Raw genomic sequence first — 16,248 nt, 5'->3', positions numbered from 1 at the left:
ACGCCGGACGCGGCACCGGGGGCTCTCATATATCACCGCGACGGTGCCGCGCGGCCGGCCTTCAGACGAGTCGCGGGCGTCCCGCGACCCAGCCCAGCACCATCTCGACGACGATCACCACGCCGAGCAGCACCAGCGACGGCGTCCAGGAACCGGTGGCGCCGTGCAGGACCCCGAACAGGAACGGACCCGCCGCGCCGATGAGGTAGCCGAAGCCCTGCGCCATCGCCGACAGGTCGGTGGTCTCGGCGGACTCGCGGGTGCGCAGCGCGATCACGCCGAGCCCCAGCGGGAAGACCGCCATGCCGGTGCCGAGCAGGACCGTCCACAGCCACGGCGCGGCGGCCGGGGCGATCGCGAGCCCGGCGACGGCGGCCAGCGAGCAGCAGGCGAGCCCGACGATCCAGCCCGACTGCGACGGCCGGTTCAGCGCGATCGGCGGGATGATGAAGCTCAGCGGGATGCCGATGAGGTTGATCAGGGCGAGCATCAGGCCGGCGTCGGTGCGGGTCACCCCGACCGAGACGAACAGCTCCGACAGCCAGCCCATCGCGACGTAGGCGACGCAGGCCTGCAGCCCGAAGAACGCGGTGACCACCCAGGCCAGCGGGCGGCGCACCATCGGGCGTCGCTCCACGGCCTCCGCGGTGCGCACGACCGGCTCCGGCTCGCCGTGCCGGGCCCCGGCGGCCCACACGACGAGTGCGGCCAGCGACAGCAGCGCCCACGCCCCGACCGCGCCGCGCCAGCCGCCGAGCAGTGGCTCCAGCGGCGGGGTGAACGCCGCGCCGATCCCGCCACCCGCGGCCAGCGCCGCGGTGTAGATGCCGGTGACCCGGCCGACGGCGTGCGGGAAGGACTGCTTGACCACCACCGGGATCAGCACGTTGCCGATCGCGATGCCCGCCGCGGCGACGAAGGTGCCGCCGAGCACGACCCACGGGCCGTCGACGACGCGCAGCACGAGCCCCGCGGTCAGGACCGCCATCGCCAGGCCGATCGCGCGGGCCGTGCCGAGGCGACGGGCGAGCAGCGGGGCCGCGATCGCGGCGAGACCGAAGCAGATGGTGGGGACGGCGGTGAGCACGCTGGCCCAGATCGCGGAGGCACCGAGGCCGTCGCGGACCTCGCCGAGCACCGAGGACATCGAGGTCACGGCCGGACGGAGGTTCGCGGCGGCGAGCGCCACCCCGACGACGAGCAGGGGGGTCCCGACGAGCGCGCCACGGCGCGACGGCCCGATGTCCTCGGCCCGTCCGGTGGCGATGGTCTCCTCCGCGCGTGTCTCCTGCTCAGCAATGCTCACGAAACAGTATTGTTACAGACGTAGGATGTTCGGATGGAAGGATGTTCCGGTGCCTCTCGTCACAGCGCGCCGCGGTGGCCTGGTCGACCAGGTCATCGGTCAGCTCCGTTCCGCCATCACCGGCGGTGAGTGGCCGGTCGGCGCCCGGATCCCGCCGGAGTCGGAGCTGGCCTCGTCGTTGGAGGTCGGCCGGAACACCGTCCGCGAGGCCGTCCGTGCCCTCTCCCACGGCGGCCTGCTGGAGGTGCGCCAGGGCGACGGCACCTACGTGCGGGCCACCACCGAGCTGTCCGGGGCGCTGCGCACGCTGTGCGGCCCGGAGCTGCGCGAGGTGCTGGAGGTCCGCCGCACCCTGGAGGTCGAGGCGGCCCGGATGGCGGCCGCCCGCCGGACCGACGCCGACCTGACCGTCCTGCGGGCCGCGCTGGCCGAGCGCGACCGGGCCGTCGCCGCCGTCGCGGAGTGCGGCCGTCGCGGGGAGGAGCCGGACGCCGCGGACGTGGAGCTCGCCGCCCGCGCCGACACCGACTTCCACGTCGCCGTCGTCCGCTGTGCGGGCAACAGCCTGCTCGTCGAGCTCTACCGGGGCGTGGTGGAGGCGGTCGCGGACAGCGTGAAGACCACGATGCCGGGCACCGCGGGCACCGACGACGACATCTCGCACACCGGGATCGTCGATGCCATCGCGGACGGCGACGTGGACCGCGCCGCCCGCGAGGCCGGGGACTTCCTGGACCGGCTCATCGCCGCCCGCCCGGGCGTCCCGGACGCCTCTGCCCGCACGGACGCTCCGGCGGCCGGGGCCGGCCCCACCGCCTGACCCCCACCGCCCGGGCCGGTGCGGCACCGGGCAGCCGCAGGCCCGGCGCGGCGGTCCCGGTCCGGTTACCCTCCTGCGCCGGACCCACCCCGCCCCCGACCCCGAGGAGTGCTCCGGCGTGCTGAAGGGCTTCAAGGAATTCCTGCTGCGCGGCAACGTGATCGACCTGGCCGTCGCCGTCGTCATCGGTGCGGCGTTCACGTCCGTGGTCACCGCCTTCACCAAGGCGTTCCTGGAGCCGCTGCTCCGGTTGTTCTCCGGCGGGGAGAACGCCGTGCCCCCGGGCACGATCCCGCTGACCGACGAGGTGCAGCTCGACTACGCGAGCTTCCTCAACGCCGTCATCACCTTCCTGATCACCGCCGCGGTCATCTACTTCCTGGTCGTCTTCCCGATGAAGTGGCTCCAGGACCGCCGCAGGCGCGACGCGGAGGACCCGGCCCTGGAGACCGACCTGGACCTGCTCAAGGAGATCCGCGACCTGCTCCGCGACCAGGCCGAGCGGGACCGCGAGCGGACCCTCGCGCCGTCGCCCGGTGCCGTCGGGCAGCCAACGGCGCCGGCGCCGCCGGTGCCGCCCGGGCAGCCACAGGGCCGTCCGCTGCCTCCGCAGCCCGCGCCGCAGGCACCCCGGCCCGGCCCGGTCGACGACGGCCACCCCGAGCCCTACCCGGACACTCCGCGCCGGCCCCGCCACCGCGGCTGAGCCCGGTTCCTCCGGGGCGCCGCCCGACGGCCCGCGAGCAGACATCGGAGGGTGGCCGTCCCGTGGCCGACGGCACACACACTCGTTCCGGAGGAAACACGCCGCCCTTTCGACTCGACACGGCACGAACCCCCCACCAGGCTGGCCCGGTCGCGGGCGGCACCGGGCCGCCGCGGAGGGGAGCACGGCACGATGGCGGAAGCCACGACGCAGGTGGCGGAGGACGGTCCCGGGCTGAAGCGCGTCATGGGGCCCAAGCTGCTGCTGCTGTTCATCATCGGCGACATCCTGGGTACCGGGATCTACGCCCTGGTCGGTCAGGTCGCCGAGGAGGTCGGCGGGGCGGCGTGGGTGCCGTTCCTGGTCGCCTTCGCCGTCGCCATGATCACCGCGTTCTCCTACCTGGAGCTCGTCACCAAGTACCCGCAGGCGGCGGGCGCGGCGCTCTACACGCACAAGGCGTTCGGCATCCACTTCCTGACCTTCATGGTCACCTTCGTGGTGATGAGCTCGGGGATCACCTCGGCGTCGACGGCGTCCCGGGCGTTCGCGGCGAACCTGAACGAGGGCTTCGGGCTGGACCTGGGCAACGGCGGGATCGTCCTGATCGCGCTCGGCTTCATGCTGCTGGTCGCGCTGGTGAACTTCCGCGGCGTCGGCGAGAGCGTGAAGCTCAACGTAGTGCTCACCCTGGTCGAGCTGTCCGGCCTGCTCCTGGTGATCCTGATCGGGATCTACGCCATCGCCGGCGGCGACGCCGACTGGTCGCGCGTGGTCGCCTTCGACACCCCGGAGGACAAGGGGGTGTTCCTCGCCGTCACCTCGGCGACCTCGCTCGCGTTCTTCGCGATGGTCGGCTTCGAGGACTCGGTGAACATGGCCGAGGAGTGCCACGAGCCGCGCCGCATCTTCCCCAAGATCATGATCACCGGCCTGACCGTCACCGGGATCATCTACGTGCTCGTCGCCATCTGCTCGGTGGCGCTGGTCCCGGTCGGCCCGCTGGCCGCGAGCGAGACTCCGCTGGTCGAGGTCGTCCGCGCCGGCGCCCCCGGCATCCCGGCCGACGTCGTGCTGCCGTTCATCTCGATGTTCGCCGTCGCCAACTCGGCCCTGATCAACATGCTGATGGCATCGCGGCTGCTCTACGGGATGGCCAACCAGGCCGTGCTGCCCAAGCCGCTGGCCAGGGTGCACCCGTTCCGCCGCACGCCGTGGGTGTCGATCATCTTCACGACGCTGATCTCGTTCGCCCTGATCAGCTACGTGTCGCTCGACTCGGACTCCGACGTCGTCTCCGCGCTCGGCGGCACCACGTCGCTGCTGCTGCTCGCGGTGTTCACGATCGTCAACATCGCGGTGCTGGTGCTGCGCCGCGACCGGATCGCCGAGGACCACTTCCGGGCTCCGCCCGGACTGCCGATCGTCGGCGCGGTCGCGAGCCTGTACCTGGTCCTGCCCTTCTCCGGGCGGGACGCGATCCAGTACGAGCTGGCCGGGCTGCTGCTCCTGCTCGGCCTGGTCCTCTACGGGATCACCCTGCTGCTCAACCGCAGCCTCGGGGTGAAGACGGCGACCCTGGACCCGTCGAAGCTGGACGGCTGACGAGGGGCCCGCTCGTCCCGGTGCCTGCCGCGGCGCGGTCACCGGGACCGTACGGCCGACCGGCCGTGGTCACGGTCGGGCACCGGACACGTCGCACGCCGACCCGTCCGGTGCCCGATCCGTGGTCACCGGTCGGCGAGGTCGCGCAGGCGGCCGGCGAGCTGCTCCTCGTAGAAGGTGAAGAACTCGTCGACGTCCGGTCCGGCGCTGATCAGCGCGAGCCGGTCGTAGCCCGCGTCGGCGAAGCCCTGCACCGTCGCGACGTGGGCCTCGACGTCCGGGCCCGCTCCGAACGCGTCGGCCATGTCCTCCTGACGGACGAAGGCCGTCGCCGCCTCGAAGTTGCGCACGTTGGGCAGCTCGGCCTGGATCTTCCAGCCGGTCGGACCGAACCGGAACAGCCGGTGCGCCGACTCCAGCGCCGCGTCGACGGTTCCGGCGTAGGCCAGCGGGACCTCGGCCCAGCGGGAACCGGTGCCGCCGGCGGCGGTGTAGGCGTCGATCAGGTCGGTGCGGGGCTCGGTGGCGAACAGGCCGTCACCCAGCTCACCGGCGATCCGGGCCGCCTTCGGCCCACCCGCGGCGACGACGATGTCCGGCAGCGTCTCCGGCAGGTCGAACACCCGCGCGTCCTCGACGGACAGGTGGGTGCCGCGGTAGGTCCGGTAGCCACCGGTCCACAGCAGCCGGATGATCTCCAACGCCTCGCGGAGCATCGCGTGCCGCACGCCGACGACCGGCCACGGATGTCCGGTGACGTGCTCGGACAGCTGCTCGCCCGAGCCGACGCCGAGGGTGAACCGGCCCTCGGACAGCAGCGCGGTCGTCGCCGCGGCCTGGGCGATGATCGCCGGGTGGTAGCGGATCGTCGGGCAGGTCACCCCGGTGGCCAGGCCGATCCGCTCGGTCCGCATCGCGATGGCGGCGAGGATCGACCAGGCGAACCCGGAGTGGCCGTGGCTCTCCAGCCACGGGTGGTAGTGGTCGGAGATCTCGACGAAGTCGAAACCGGCCTCCTCGGCACGGACGGCCTGACGGACCATCTCCTGCGGTGTGTAGGCCTCGGCGAAGAGCTTGAAGCCGATCTGCACGACGGGTGTCCTCTCCTCGGGTGTGCCCCGACGGGGTTCCCGGCGGTCGGCGGATCACTCCTGCGGCAGCCGGACGATCGACCCGGCGGTGTGCCGGTACACCCGTCGGCCCGCGCCGCACGACGGTCACGGCGCCGTCGCCGGCCGGGTCCTCCGGCCGCGGTGATGCGGAGGTGGTCACCCGGTGAAGACTGTCCCTCGGGCCGGGATCCTGCAGGTCGACCGGTGGACAACCGACCCGGGCCCGGTACGGTGAGCCCATCGGAAACTCGGCCGCACGTTCCCGGACACGCGGCCCCGCCCCATCGGGCAGGCGGGGTCGCCGGCCAGGCGTGCCCGGCGTCGGGCGGCCGTCGTGACGGCGGCCGAGCCCGACCGCCGGCGGCTCGGCCACACGGGCAGCTGGCCGGAACCGCACTCCCGGGTGAGCCTGCGCGAGCACACCCCGGCGCCCGGGGTGACCGTCCTCGAGGTGATCGGCGAGGTCGACCTCGCCGAGGCCGAGGCGATCCGGGTGCGGATGTCGGAGATGCTCCACCAGACGCGACCGGCGCGGGCCCTGCTGGACCTGTCCGGCGTCGGGTTCCTCGGGTCGCACGGTCTGACGGCGGTGGTCCGGTCCTCGCGCGCGGCCGGCGAGGCCGGGGTCCGCCTGGACGGGGTCACCGGCCCGGACAACCGGGCGGTGATCCGACCGGTGCGGATGACCGGGCTGGACCAGGTCATCACCTGGTACCCGGACCTCGACACGGCCTTGGCTGCCTGCTGAGCCTGCACCTCGACGGTCCCGTCCGCGGCGCCCGTCCGTCGCGGACGGGAACCTGCGGTGCCCCGGGACCGGTCAGCGGTGAGCCGCGAGCCGCACCAGGACCAGCGCGGGCCCGGACGGCGCGCGGCCCCGCCGCCAGGCGGCGCGCAGGCGTCGCTGCAGGTCGGCGCCGCGCACCGGGACCGTCCGCAGCGTTCCGGCCGCCACCTCGGCCGCCACCGCCAGACCGCTGATCACCGCCGGGCCCGCGCCGCCCGCGACCGCGTTCTTGATCGCCGTCGTCGAGCCGAGCTCCAGCACCGGCGGCGCGAGGTCCCCGAGGGCGCGCTCCAGGAACTCCCGGGTGCCCGAGCCGGGCTCGCGGGCCACCAGCGGCGTCGTCGCGAGCCGCGCCGCGTCCACCGCACGGCGCCGGGCCCACGGGTGGTCCGGCGCGACGACGAGCACCAGCCGGTCCCGCCCGACGACCTGGCCGTCGAGGTCGGCGGGCAGGTCCGGGCCCTCGACGAATCCGAGGTCGGCGTCGCCGGAGCGGACGTCGTCGACCACCTCGGCGGTGTTGTGCGAGGTCAGCGTGACCGCGGTGCCGGGCAGCTCGGCGCGCAGCGCGACCAGCCAGCGGGGCAGCAGGTACTCCGCGACGGTGAAGCTGGCGGCCACCCGCAGCCGGGCCGCCCGGTCGGTGCGCAGCGCGGCGACGCCCTCGTCCAGGGCGTGCGCGGCGTCCAGCACGGCCCGCGCCCGTTCGACGACGAGCGCCCCGTCCGGGGTGAGCCGGGTACCGCGCGGCGACCGTTCCAGCAGGGTCAGCCCGAGTGCGGCCTCCAGCGTCCTGACCCGGGCGCTGACCGCGGCCTGGGAGATGCCGTGGACCGCAGCAGCCCTGCCCATGCTCCCCAGGGTGGCGACCGAGACCAGCAGGTCGTAGGGCACGAGGTCGGCGACGCGCGGGGACAGGGTCACAACCTCTGATTGTGACTCCGCAACGCCGCGACGGGTACCGCCCGGTCACCGACCGGCCGACCGTGGGGACATGACCACGCACCTCCGTCCCCCGGCCGCGGCCGCTCCGCCGCACGCGTTCGTCCGCCTCGGGCTGCTGCGCGGGCTCGACACCCCGGGCGACGCGGTCCGGTCGTTCGGGCCGAACTGGTTCGCCGCGGTGATGGGCACCGGGATCGTCGGCGGGGCCGCCGCGACGCTGCCGTTCCGCTCCCCGCTGCTGACCGCGTGGGCGACCGGGGTGTGGGGCCTGGCCTCGGCACTGCTGGTGGTGCTCGTGGCCGCGGCGGTGGCGCACCGGGTGCGCTCCCCCGAGCGGGCCCGCGCGCACGCCGCGGACCCGGTGGCCGTGCAGTCCTACGGCGCCGTCGCGATGGCCTTCATGACGGTCGGCGCCGGCGCGGTCCAGTTCGGCCCTGCCGTGCTCGGCGCTCCGGCCGCGCTCGCGACGAGCGCGGTGCTGTGGCTCGTCGGGACGGTGTTCGGGCTGGTCACCGCGGTCGGCGTGCCGTATCTGATGATCACCCGGCACACGGTCGGGCCGGACGCGGTGTCCCCCGCGTGGCTGCTGCCGGTGGTGCCGCCGATGGTGTCGGCCGCGGACGGGGCGCTGCTCGTCGTGCACCTGGCGCCGGGCCAGGGCCGCACCACGCTGCTGCTCGCCTGCGTCGCGCTGTTCGGGATGAGCCTGTTCGCGACGCTGGCCCTGCTCCCGCAGATCTGGCACCGGCTCGTCGTGCACGGGACCGGCCCGGCGGCGGCCGTCCCCACCCTGTGGATCGTGCTCGGCCCGCTCGGCCAGTCGGTCACCGCGGCCGGGCTCCTGGCGAACGCCGCGCCCGGCAGCGTGCCGGAGCCGTACGCGGGCGCCGCGGCGGTGATCGCGGTGGTCTACGGAGTCCCGGTGTGGGGGTTCGCGATGCTGTGGCTGGCGCTCGCGGCCGCGGTGACCCTGCGGACCGTCCGGCGGGGACTGCCGTTCACGCTGACCTGGTGGAGCTTCACCTTCCCGTTGGGGACCTGCGTGACCGGCACGAACCTGCTGGTGGAACGGCTGGGGACGCCGGCGCTCGCCGTCGTCGCTATGGCGCTGTACGTGCTGCTGGTGGCGGCCTGGCTCGTCGTCGGTGCCCGGACCGTGCACGGTGCGCTCGTCCGCTCCGAACCTGCTCGCCCCGCATAGGGGCGTTCAGCGACGCGGGTCGCTGCGGTCGGGGGCCTTGAGCAGGTCGAGCTGGTAGCCGTCGCGGGTGGAGAAGTCGGCCCGCAGCACGAAGCGGTCCCCGCGCACCAGCGTGCGGCGCCACTCGACCGGGCGCCCCTTCGCGCTGCCGAGCCGGGACACCGAGAACGCGGCGGTCGACGGGCTCCCGCCCAGCAGCCGGTGTTCGGCGGGGGTGGGCAGGATCGGCGCGATGGTCTCGTGGCCACCGGTGAGCACCACGCCGCACAGCTCGGCGTAGCGCTGGTAGAGGGCGACCCCGGTGAAGTCGGCGTGCAGCAGCGGCGCGGCCAGGTCGTGCGGGAGCCACACCCGGTCCAGCGCGAGCGGCTCGCCACCGGCCAGCCGCAGCCGTTCCAGGTGCACCAGCGGTGTCGACTCCTCCAGGCCGAGACGCGCCGCGACCACGCCGTCGGCGCGGACGTCCAGGGAGCGCACGACGCTGCGCTGCTCCAGGCCCATGGCCCGGACGGACTCGTGGATGCTGTACAGCGCGCCCAGGCGCTGGGCGGTCTCGATCGGCGCCGCCTGCCGCGACGGCCGGCCCCGCGTCCCGACGACGCGGCCCTCGTCGCGCAGCACCTTCACCGCCTGGCGGACGGTGTGTCTGCTGACGCCGTACTCCCGGCCCAGGGCGAGCTCGCCGGGGAAGCCGTGGGTGAACGCGTCGGAGTCCAGGCGGCGGCGCAGGTCATCGAGCAGCTGCTCCCAGAGCAGCCGCCCCGGCTCGCGACGGAGCACGGCGGGTCCGGGGACCGGTCCCGACTCGGCGTCACGCACCCCGCTGAATGTACGGACCGGGCACGCGGACGGGCGATCCCGACCGACGGGTCAGCGGAGCGACCAGGTGCAGGCTCCGGTGAGGACGACCGACTCGCCGTCGAGGATCCGGGCGGCGGCCGGGCCGTGCAGGACCCCGCGGGACACCTCGGTGCCGTCCACGCCGGTGCGCGTGTAGCCGCACTCCCGGCCCGGGGTCGGACCGTCGGTGGCCCAGGTGCCCGGTGCGAGGTCGAGACCGGCGCGGTACACGCCCTCGGTCGCCTCCCGCGCCGGGACGGGCGCGGCCCGGTGGACGGTGGTCGCCTCGGCACGGTCGTCGCCGTTCACGATCGCCCCGCCCAGCAGCACCACCGGCACGACCAGCGCCAGCAGCAGCCACGGCCACAGCACGGTGCGCTGACCCGCCGCGGCGCGCTCCGCGTAGTACCGCCCGTACGGTCCGGTGCTGTCCATCCACCCGCCTCACGTCCGACGTCACTCTGGTGATCGAAGCGGATACCCGAGAGTGTTACGTCCCGTCCCACGATGTGAGCGGACGAGTGTCGTCATCGATCATCGACCCCCCTCGGACGACGAACCCCGGGGTCGGGTGGAGCAGCACGTACGGCCGTCCGTCACGCCGCCGAGGGCTACCCTCCCCGGCATGGCTTCCCCCGCGGGCGGACCGCACTCGCCCCGCCCCCGCCGCACGCAGGACGAACGCCGGGCCAGCAGCCGGGCCATCATCCTCGCGGCCGCCCTCGACGAGCTGTACGAGCACGGCCACGCGCACTCGACGACCGTGACCGTGCAGCGGCGCGCGGGGGTGTCGCGCGGGCGGCTGCTGCACCACTTCCCGAGCCGCGAGTCACTGCTCATCGCGGCCGCGCAGCACCTGGCCGCCGAGCGGATCGCCGACATGGAGCAGTGGGTGGTGGACTCGGAGTACGGGGGGACCACCGGCACCGCCCGCTGTGAGCGGGCCGTGGAGCTGCTGTGGGGCACGTTCATGCAGCCGTACTTCTGGGCGTCGATGGAGCTGTGGGTCGCGGCCCGCACCAACGACGACATCCGTGCCGAGCTGCTCCCCGCGGAGCGGCGCCTCGGCACCGCGGTGGCCCACGTGGTCGCCACCCTGTTCGGCCCCGCGCTGTCCAGCCACCCGGCCTTCGACGAGTGCCGCGAGCTGCTGTTCACCAGCATGCGCGGGGTCGCGATGACCTACGCCATCAACCCCCGCGACCACGAGACCGAGCCGCACCTCGCGAGCTGGAAGCGCCTGGCCCGCCGGATGCTCGAGGTCGACGACGGCGATGCCGCGGACGCCTCGGGTCAGCACGGCCAGCGGAACGGTTAGCCCACCCCGGCGAACTCCAGCGCCTCGGCCCAGCTCGCCCGCTTCGAGATCAGCCGCTTGTACTTCATGATCTGGGTGGGCCGGTCGATCGTGATCGTCCCGACCAGCCGGTCGCCGCGCCGGTAGAGCGCGAGGAAGCGGTCGGCGCCCTGCTCGGAGGACACCACCCGGATCTCGTCGGCGGCGGGCCGGCCGACGAACTGGATCCGGCTGGAGTACCAGTCCGACCAGAAGTACGGAACGGTGCCGAGCTCGGTGGCGTTCGCCGGGTCCAGCGCGTTCCTGGCTGCCACCGCGCCCTGCTCGGCGGCGGTGGTCCAGTGCTCCAGCCGCATGACCTCGCCGTCGAACAGGTGGTTCGGGAAGTGCACGACGTCGCCCGCGGCGTACACCCCGTCGGCGGCACGCAGCGTGGCGTCGGCGACGACGCCGCGGTCGCGTTGGTGCAGCTCGACGCCCGAGCCCTCCAGCCAGCCGGTGCACGGGGACACCCCGATCCCGACGACGACCAGGTCCGCCGGGACGATCTCGCCCGACCCCAGGCGGACCCCGGTGACCGCGCCGCCGGAGGACTCCAGCCCGTCGACGGTCTCTCCGCAGCGCAGGTCGGTGCCGTGCGCGCGGTGCAGGTCGGCGCAGGCCTTGCCCATGTCCTCGCCGACCGAACGGACCAGCGGGACCGGCAGGGTCTCCACGATCGTCGCGGGCAGGCCGCGCTTGCGCGCCGAGCTGGCGACCTCCGAGCCGATGAACCCCGCACCGATGACGACGGTGCGGGCGCCCGCGTCCAGCGCGGAGCGGACGGCGAGCGCGTCGTCCCAGGTCCGCAGCGCGTGCACCCCGGAGAGGTCCTCGGTGCCGGGCAGCGTCCGCGCCGCCCCGCCGGTCGCGACGACGAGCGCGTCGTAGCCCAGCTCGGCGCCGTCGCCGAGCCCGACCAGTCTCGCCGCGGTGTCCAGCGAGGTCGCCGGGACGCCGAGGCGCAGCTCGACCCCCAGCTCGTCGCGCAGGTGCTCCTCGGTCCGGAACCGCGGGTCGGCCGGCTCCTCGCCGGTGTCGTCGAGGAAGGCCTTCGACAACGGCGGGCGATCGTAGGGCAGGTGCCGCTCGGCCCCGACGAGGGTCACGGCGCCCCGGTGGCCGGCCTTGCGGGCCGCCTCGACGGCCCGGATGCCGGCCAGCGACGCACCGACGACGACGAGGTGCTCCACGGTGTGCTCCTCCGGAGAAGGGAGTGGGGACGCCGGGAGTGGCGGTCTCCCGGCGTCCCCGCGGTGAGGGGGTGTGTGCGGTCAGCTCTCGACGAGGCGCAGCGCCTCGGTCGGACAGGAGGCGATCGCCGCCTCGCAGGCCGCCCGGTGCTCCTCGGCCGGGGTGGCGTCCAGCACCGCGAGCGAACCGTCGTCGCGGACCTCGAAGAGCTCCGGCGCCTCGGCCTCGCACAGGCCCAGGCCGCTGCACTTGCCCTCGTCGAGCTCGATACGCAGACCCATCACTTCTCCAGGGAGAATCGGAACGGCATGCGCTTCACCCCGCGCATGAAGTTGGTGCCCAGCAGCTCGGGCTCGCCGACCTCGAACTGCGGGATGCGGAACAGCAGCTCGCGAAACAGCGCCTTGAGCATGGACTTCGCGAGCTGGTTGCCCAGGCAGAAGTGCACGCCGCCGCCGCCGAAGCCGGTGTGCGCCTTCGCGTTCTCCCGGGAGAGGTCGAACTTCTCCGGGTCGTCGAAGACCTTCTCGTCCATGCAGCCCGACGGGTAGAACATGACGACCTTGTCGCCGGGGACGATCTTCTTGCCGCCCAGCTCGGTCTCGACGACCGCGGTGCGGCGGAAGGTCATGACCGGGCAGGCGTACCGGACGAACTCCTCGATCGCGTTGTTGATCCGGCCGTCGAAGTCCTCCATGAGCCACTGCTTCTGCTCGGGGAAGTGGGTGAAGGCGCGGACGGTGAACGCCGAGGTGTGCCGGGTGGTGTCGGTGCCGGCGACCGCCATGAGCACGAAGAACGAGCCGATCTCGAACTCGTCGAGCTTCTGGCCGTCCACCTCGGCGTTGATCAGCGAGGTGATCAGGTCGTCGGACGGCTCCGCGGTCTTCAGCTCGATGAGCTCGGCGGCGATGTCGTGCAGGTTCGTCGCGGCCTGCACCTGCACCTCGTCGGCGGCGCGGCCGGCGAGGACCTCGTCGTCGGCCCAGGCGACGATGTCGGCGGCGTTGCGCTCAGTGGCCTCGCGCAGGTGCTCGGGGACGCCCATGATGTCGCAGAAGATGCGGGTGGGGAGCACCTTCGCGACCCGCTGGACGAAGTCGATCTCGCCGGAGGGCTCGGCGACGACGTCGTCGACGATCTCCTTCGCGGCCAGCGCGATCCGGTCGTCGATCAGCTTGATCTGCTTGGGCGTGAACGCCGAGGCGACGAGCTTGCGGAGCCGGTCGTGCTTGGGGTTGTCCATCGCGAGGAAGGACTGGGTCAGCTCGAGGAAGATCGGCGGGAGCAGGTCGAACAGCACACCCTGCCCGGAGATGAAGGTGTCGTTGTCCCGGCTGACCGTGACGATGTCGGCGTGGCTGACCACCGCCCAGTAGCCGGGGTCGTCGGGGTCGGGGGTGACGGCGTCGTCGACCGGACGCTGCCAGGAGACCGGCTGCTCGCGGCGCAGGACCTTGAAGGTCTCCTCACGCTGCTCCGAGGTCTGGTTCCAGAACGCCTTGGTCGAGATGTCGATCGGGTAGTGCTCGGGCTTGCCCTCGCTGGTGGCCGGGATCATGTCCACGGCGTCCGGGTCGTACATCTCCGACTCGAAGTCGGTGGCGTCGAAGGTGGCGGTCATCGGATCTCCTCCGAGCCCGGCGGGGTGCTCCGCGGGCGGAAAGCTGGTGACACGGGGTCACTGACGAGTGTGCGGAGAGACGTGGGGACGGTCGTCTCCCCGGGAGGGGGAGGTCGTACCCCCATCGGGAGAGGCGGCCCCGTCCCCCGGTGAGGGGGTACCGGGGGACGGGGCCGATGGCGGGGCAGGCCTCAGTCGTCGGCGTGGCTCAGCAGGACGTCGTACGGACGCGCCTCGCGGGTGCCGGACAGGTCGAGGTGGACGTTCTTCTCCTCGACGTAGGGGTCCAGCGCGCGTGGGCCGAGCTCACGGCCGACGCCGGACTGCTTGTACCCGCCGAACGGCACCTCGCAGTTGATCTGGTGCGCGTCGTTGATCCAGACCGAGCCGGCCTTGATCTTCTCGGCGACGTCCAGGGCCCGGGAGTTGTCGCGGCTCCACACCGACGACGCCAGCCCGTACTGCGTGTCGTTGGCCAGGGCGACGCCCTCGGCCTCCGAGCCGTAGCGGATGACCGACAGCACCGGACCGAAGATCTCCTCGCGGGCGATCCGCATGTCGTTGCGGACGCCGGTGAAGATGGTCGGCTGGATCCAGTGACCGCCCTCGTAGCCCTCGACGTGGGCCTCGTCGCCGCCCAGGACCGCGGTGGCGCCCTCGTCCTTGCCGGACCGGATCAGCTCGAGGATCCGGTCCTTCTGCTTCGCCGAGACGACCGGGCCCATGTCGGTCTCCCAGTCCCGGGTGTCCCCGAGCCGGATGGTGGACGCGCGGGCGACCATGCGCTCCACGAACTCGTCGTGCAGCGAGTCCGGCAGCAGCAGCCGGGTCATCGACTCGCAGATCTGGCCGGAGTACAGCATGCAGCCGTAGAGCACCCCGTCGACGGCGATGTCGAGGTCGGCGTCGTCGAGGACCAGCGCCGGCGACTTGCCGCCGAGCTCCAGGGTCACGGCCTTGACCGTGCCCGAGGCCAGGCGCATGATCTCGCGTCCGACGTCGGTGGATCCGGTGAAGCCGATCTTGCCGACGCCCGGGTGGCTGGCCAGGCGCGCGCCGGCGTCCGGGCCGGGGCCCGGGACGACGTTGAACACACCCGGCGGCAGCCCGCACTCCTCGGCGATGGCCGCGAACTCCAGCGCCGACAGCGGGGTCTTCTCGTCCGGCTTGAGGATCACCGAGTTGCCGACGGCCAGGGCCGGGGCGAACTTCCACAGGCTCAGCAGCAGCGGAAAGTTCCACGGTGCGATCGCGCCGACCACGCCGATCGGCTCCTTGCGGAGCGTCGACTGGCCGAGCACCGGGAACGTGGACCGCGGCATGGGCGTCTCGAACTCGTAGCGCTCCGCCAGGCCGGCGAAGTACTCCAGGTGCGGGGCGCAGTAGCCGACGTGGAAGCCGGTGGCCTGACGCACGGTGGCGCCGTTGGCCATGATCTCCAGCTCGACCATCTCGTCGAGCCGCTCGCCGAGCCGGTCGGCGATCGCGCGCATCACCGAGGCGCGGTGCGCCGGGGTGGCTCGCGACCAGCCGCCGTCGTCGAAGGCGGCCTGGGCCGCGTCGACGGCCGCGTCGATCGCCGACGCGCCACCGGAGGCGGCGGTGGCGACCAGCTCACCGTTCTGCGGGTCACGGATCTCGAGGCGGTCGTTCGAGTCCACGTCCTCGCCACCGATCCGCATCGGGAAGTGGCGGACGGTCGTCCCGGCGGTCATGCGGTCGGGTCCAGGACGATCTTGGTGGCTTCGCGCTCCTCGAACATCCGGTACGCCTCGGTCGCCTGCGACATCGGCATGCGGTGCGAGATGAACCGGCTCGGGTCGAGCTTGCCCGCCGCGATGAGCGCCAGCGTCTCGTCCATGTAGTTCGTGATGTTCGCGACGCCCTGGGCGATGGTGACGCCCTTCAGGTACAGGTCGCCGAAGGGCAGCTCGATGCTGTCCTCGGTGTACACACCGGGGATCGAGATCGCGCCACCGGAGCGGACCAGGGTGCAGGCCGACAGCAGCGCCGACGGGTGCCCGACGGCGTCGATCACGACGTCGGCGCCCCGCCAGTCGGTGAGGTCCTGCACGGCGTCGGCCGGGTCGGTCTCGTCGGCGTTCACCGGGACGGCACCGATGGCCTCCGCCTCCTTGAGGCGGGCCGGGACCTTGTCCACCACGATCGTCTGCGCGGCGCCGAGCACGTTCGCCGACATCGCGGCACACAGCCCGACCGGGCCGGCCCCGACCACGGCGACGGTGTCGCCGGGCTGGATGAACTTGCGGACGGCCTCGTAGCCGGTCGCCATGATGTCGCCGACGAACAGCTTGTCCTCGTCGTTGCCCTTGCCCTCGTCGGAGAGCTTGCGCAGCGTGCGGTCGGCGTTCGGCACGATCACGTACTCGGCCTGGCCGCCGGACAGGCTGCCGAAGGTCACCCCGAGCCCGAAGATCATCGTGCCGAAGCACTGGCCCGGCCGGTTGCGGCGGCAGTTGTAGCAGTTGCCGCAGCTCACGACGCAGGAGGCGACGGCGCGGTCGCCCTCGGAGACGAGGTTGACCGCGGATCCGACGGCCTCGACGGTGCCGAGGAACTCGTGGCCGAGCACCACGTCGTCCTCGATCACGATGCGCCCCTCGTAGGGGTGCAGGTCGGTCCCGCAGATCGCCGTGAGGTCGACCCGCAGCAGGACGTCACCGGGGTCGGTGATCTCCGGCTTCGGGACCTCCATGACCTCGATCTTGTGCGGCTCGCGGAGCACGACCGCCTTCATGGTCGCCATCGGAT

Annotated in this window: 16 protein-coding genes; 6 read left to right on the top strand and 10 right to left on the bottom strand. The window is 73.2% G+C overall.

Features of this window, described 5'->3' with window-relative positions; translation table 11 throughout:
* Window positions 1-61: 61 nt before the first annotated feature.
* Window positions 62-1,306 (bottom strand): MFS transporter, encoded by a 1,245-nt coding sequence (locus tag Ae331Ps2_RS11555; protein WP_020623503.1) that lies wholly within the window; start codon window positions 1,304-1,306, stop codon window positions 62-64.
* Window positions 1,307-1,355: 49 nt separating this feature from the next.
* Here Ae331Ps2_RS11555 and Ae331Ps2_RS11550 point away from each other — a divergent pair, with 49 nt between their 5' ends.
* The 3 genes from Ae331Ps2_RS11550 (at window position 1,356) to Ae331Ps2_RS11540 (ending at window position 4,437) form a co-directional block, all read left to right on the top strand.
* On the top strand, window positions 1,356-2,126 hold the full coding sequence (locus tag Ae331Ps2_RS11550) for a FadR/GntR family transcriptional regulator (protein WP_083695469.1): 771 nt from the start codon (window positions 1,356-1,358) through the stop codon (window positions 2,124-2,126).
* A 118-nt stretch (window positions 2,127-2,244) separates the two neighbouring features.
* Window positions 2,245-2,832, top strand: coding sequence for a large-conductance mechanosensitive channel protein MscL (gene mscL / locus Ae331Ps2_RS34230; protein WP_020627732.1), 588 nt, complete (start codon window positions 2,245-2,247; stop codon window positions 2,830-2,832).
* 192 nt (window positions 2,833-3,024) lie between these two features.
* Window positions 3,025-4,437, top strand: a complete 1,413-nt coding sequence (locus tag Ae331Ps2_RS11540; protein ID WP_043282049.1) for an APC family permease — start codon at window positions 3,025-3,027, stop codon at window positions 4,435-4,437.
* 125 nt (window positions 4,438-4,562) lie between these two features.
* Here the strand turns inward: Ae331Ps2_RS11540 and Ae331Ps2_RS11535 are convergent, their stop codons facing one another.
* On the bottom strand, window positions 4,563-5,528 hold the full coding sequence (locus tag Ae331Ps2_RS11535; protein ID WP_075308964.1) for a TIGR03557 family F420-dependent LLM class oxidoreductase: 966 nt from the start codon (window positions 5,526-5,528) through the stop codon (window positions 4,563-4,565).
* A 355-nt stretch (window positions 5,529-5,883) separates the two neighbouring features.
* Here Ae331Ps2_RS11535 and Ae331Ps2_RS11530 point away from each other — a divergent pair, with 355 nt between their 5' ends.
* The gene (locus Ae331Ps2_RS11530; protein ID WP_020627735.1) at window positions 5,884-6,297 is read left to right on the top strand and encodes an STAS domain-containing protein; all 414 of its coding nucleotides are present in this window, start codon (window positions 5,884-5,886) and stop codon (window positions 6,295-6,297) included.
* 72 nt (window positions 6,298-6,369) lie between these two features.
* Here Ae331Ps2_RS11530 and Ae331Ps2_RS11525 read toward each other — a convergent pair whose 3' ends face one another.
* Window positions 6,370-7,260, bottom strand: coding sequence for a LysR family transcriptional regulator (locus Ae331Ps2_RS11525; RefSeq protein ID WP_075308966.1), 891 nt, complete (start codon window positions 7,258-7,260; stop codon window positions 6,370-6,372).
* A gap of 70 nt (window positions 7,261-7,330) precedes the next feature.
* Here Ae331Ps2_RS11525 and Ae331Ps2_RS11520 point away from each other — a divergent pair, with 70 nt between their 5' ends.
* On the top strand, window positions 7,331-8,482 hold the full coding sequence (locus Ae331Ps2_RS11520) for a TDT family transporter (RefSeq protein WP_075308968.1): 1,152 nt from the start codon (window positions 7,331-7,333) through the stop codon (window positions 8,480-8,482).
* 6 nt (window positions 8,483-8,488) lie between these two features.
* On the opposite strand, the gene Ae331Ps2_RS11515 is transcribed toward Ae331Ps2_RS11520, so the two are convergent.
* Both Ae331Ps2_RS11515 and Ae331Ps2_RS11510 read right to left on the bottom strand, forming a co-directional pair.
* Window positions 8,489-9,301: a GntR family transcriptional regulator gene (locus Ae331Ps2_RS11515; RefSeq protein ID WP_249265615.1), complete on the bottom strand. Its 813-nt coding sequence runs from the start codon at window positions 9,299-9,301 to the stop codon at window positions 8,489-8,491.
* 51 nt (window positions 9,302-9,352) lie between these two features.
* Window positions 9,353-9,757 (bottom strand): hypothetical protein, encoded by a 405-nt coding sequence (locus tag Ae331Ps2_RS11510; protein ID WP_075308970.1) that lies wholly within the window; start codon window positions 9,755-9,757, stop codon window positions 9,353-9,355.
* 190 nt (window positions 9,758-9,947) lie between these two features.
* Here Ae331Ps2_RS11510 and Ae331Ps2_RS11505 point away from each other — a divergent pair, with 190 nt between their 5' ends.
* Window positions 9,948-10,640 (top strand): TetR/AcrR family transcriptional regulator, encoded by a 693-nt coding sequence (locus Ae331Ps2_RS11505; RefSeq protein WP_075308972.1) that lies wholly within the window; start codon window positions 9,948-9,950, stop codon window positions 10,638-10,640.
* Here the strand turns inward: Ae331Ps2_RS11505 and Ae331Ps2_RS11500 are convergent.
* From Ae331Ps2_RS11500 to Ae331Ps2_RS11480, 5 genes are all read right to left on the bottom strand, one after another.
* Entirely contained in the window at window positions 10,637-11,851 is a 1,215-nt protein-coding gene (locus Ae331Ps2_RS11500) for an NAD(P)/FAD-dependent oxidoreductase (RefSeq protein WP_075308974.1), read from the bottom strand. The two genes, Ae331Ps2_RS11505 and Ae331Ps2_RS11500, sit on opposite strands and share 4 nt — an antisense overlap.
* Window positions 11,852-11,932: 81 nt before the next feature.
* Window positions 11,933-12,133: a ferredoxin gene (locus Ae331Ps2_RS11495; RefSeq protein WP_020627742.1), complete on the bottom strand. Its 201-nt coding sequence runs from the start codon at window positions 12,131-12,133 to the stop codon at window positions 11,933-11,935.
* Window positions 12,133-13,476, bottom strand: a complete 1,344-nt coding sequence (locus tag Ae331Ps2_RS11490) for a cytochrome P450 (RefSeq protein ID WP_083695467.1) — start codon at window positions 13,474-13,476, stop codon at window positions 12,133-12,135. Before Ae331Ps2_RS11490 ends, Ae331Ps2_RS11495 begins: the two co-directional genes overlap by 1 nt.
* Before the next feature lie 191 nt (window positions 13,477-13,667).
* A complete protein-coding gene (locus tag Ae331Ps2_RS11485; protein WP_075308976.1) occupies window positions 13,668-15,191 on the bottom strand; it encodes an aldehyde dehydrogenase in 1,524 nt (507 codons plus the stop codon).
* Window positions 15,188-16,243, bottom strand: a complete 1,056-nt coding sequence (locus tag Ae331Ps2_RS11480) for an alcohol dehydrogenase catalytic domain-containing protein (RefSeq protein WP_083695465.1) — start codon at window positions 16,241-16,243, stop codon at window positions 15,188-15,190. Before Ae331Ps2_RS11480 ends, Ae331Ps2_RS11485 begins: the two co-directional genes overlap by 4 nt.
* Between the last annotated feature and the right edge of the window lie 5 nt (window positions 16,244-16,248).

This window comes from Pseudonocardia sp. Ae331_Ps2 (genome assembly GCF_001932405.1).
Classification (GTDB): domain Bacteria; phylum Actinomycetota; class Actinomycetes; order Mycobacteriales; family Pseudonocardiaceae; genus Pseudonocardia.
This window is presented reverse-complemented; position numbering and strand designations above follow the sequence as displayed.

What these genes read in the sequence shown, in the direction of transcription:
- Ae331Ps2_RS11540 (WP_043282049.1), top strand. Translation starts at nt 3,025, where the DNA reads ATGGCGGAAGCCACGACGCAGGTGGCGGAGGACGGTCCCGGGCTGAAG.
- Ae331Ps2_RS11480 (WP_083695465.1), bottom strand. Translation starts at nt 16,243, where the DNA reads ATGGCGACCATGAAGGCGGTCGTGCTCCGCGAGCCGCACAAGATCGAG.
- Ae331Ps2_RS11505 (WP_075308972.1), top strand. Translation starts at nt 9,948, where the DNA reads ATGGCTTCCCCCGCGGGCGGACCGCACTCGCCCCGCCCCCGCCGCACG.
- Ae331Ps2_RS11490 (WP_083695467.1), bottom strand. Translation starts at nt 13,476, where the DNA reads ATGACCGCCACCTTCGACGCCACCGACTTCGAGTCGGAGATGTACGAC.
- Ae331Ps2_RS11495 (WP_020627742.1), bottom strand. Translation starts at nt 12,133, where the DNA reads ATGGGTCTGCGTATCGAGCTCGACGAGGGCAAGTGCAGCGGCCTGGGC.
- Ae331Ps2_RS11510 (WP_075308970.1), bottom strand. Translation starts at nt 9,757, where the DNA reads ATGGACAGCACCGGACCGTACGGGCGGTACTACGCGGAGCGCGCCGCG.
- Ae331Ps2_RS11485 (WP_075308976.1), bottom strand. Translation starts at nt 15,191, where the DNA reads ATGACCGCCGGGACGACCGTCCGCCACTTCCCGATGCGGATCGGTGGC.
- Ae331Ps2_RS11520 (WP_075308968.1), top strand. Translation starts at nt 7,331, where the DNA reads ATGACCACGCACCTCCGTCCCCCGGCCGCGGCCGCTCCGCCGCACGCG.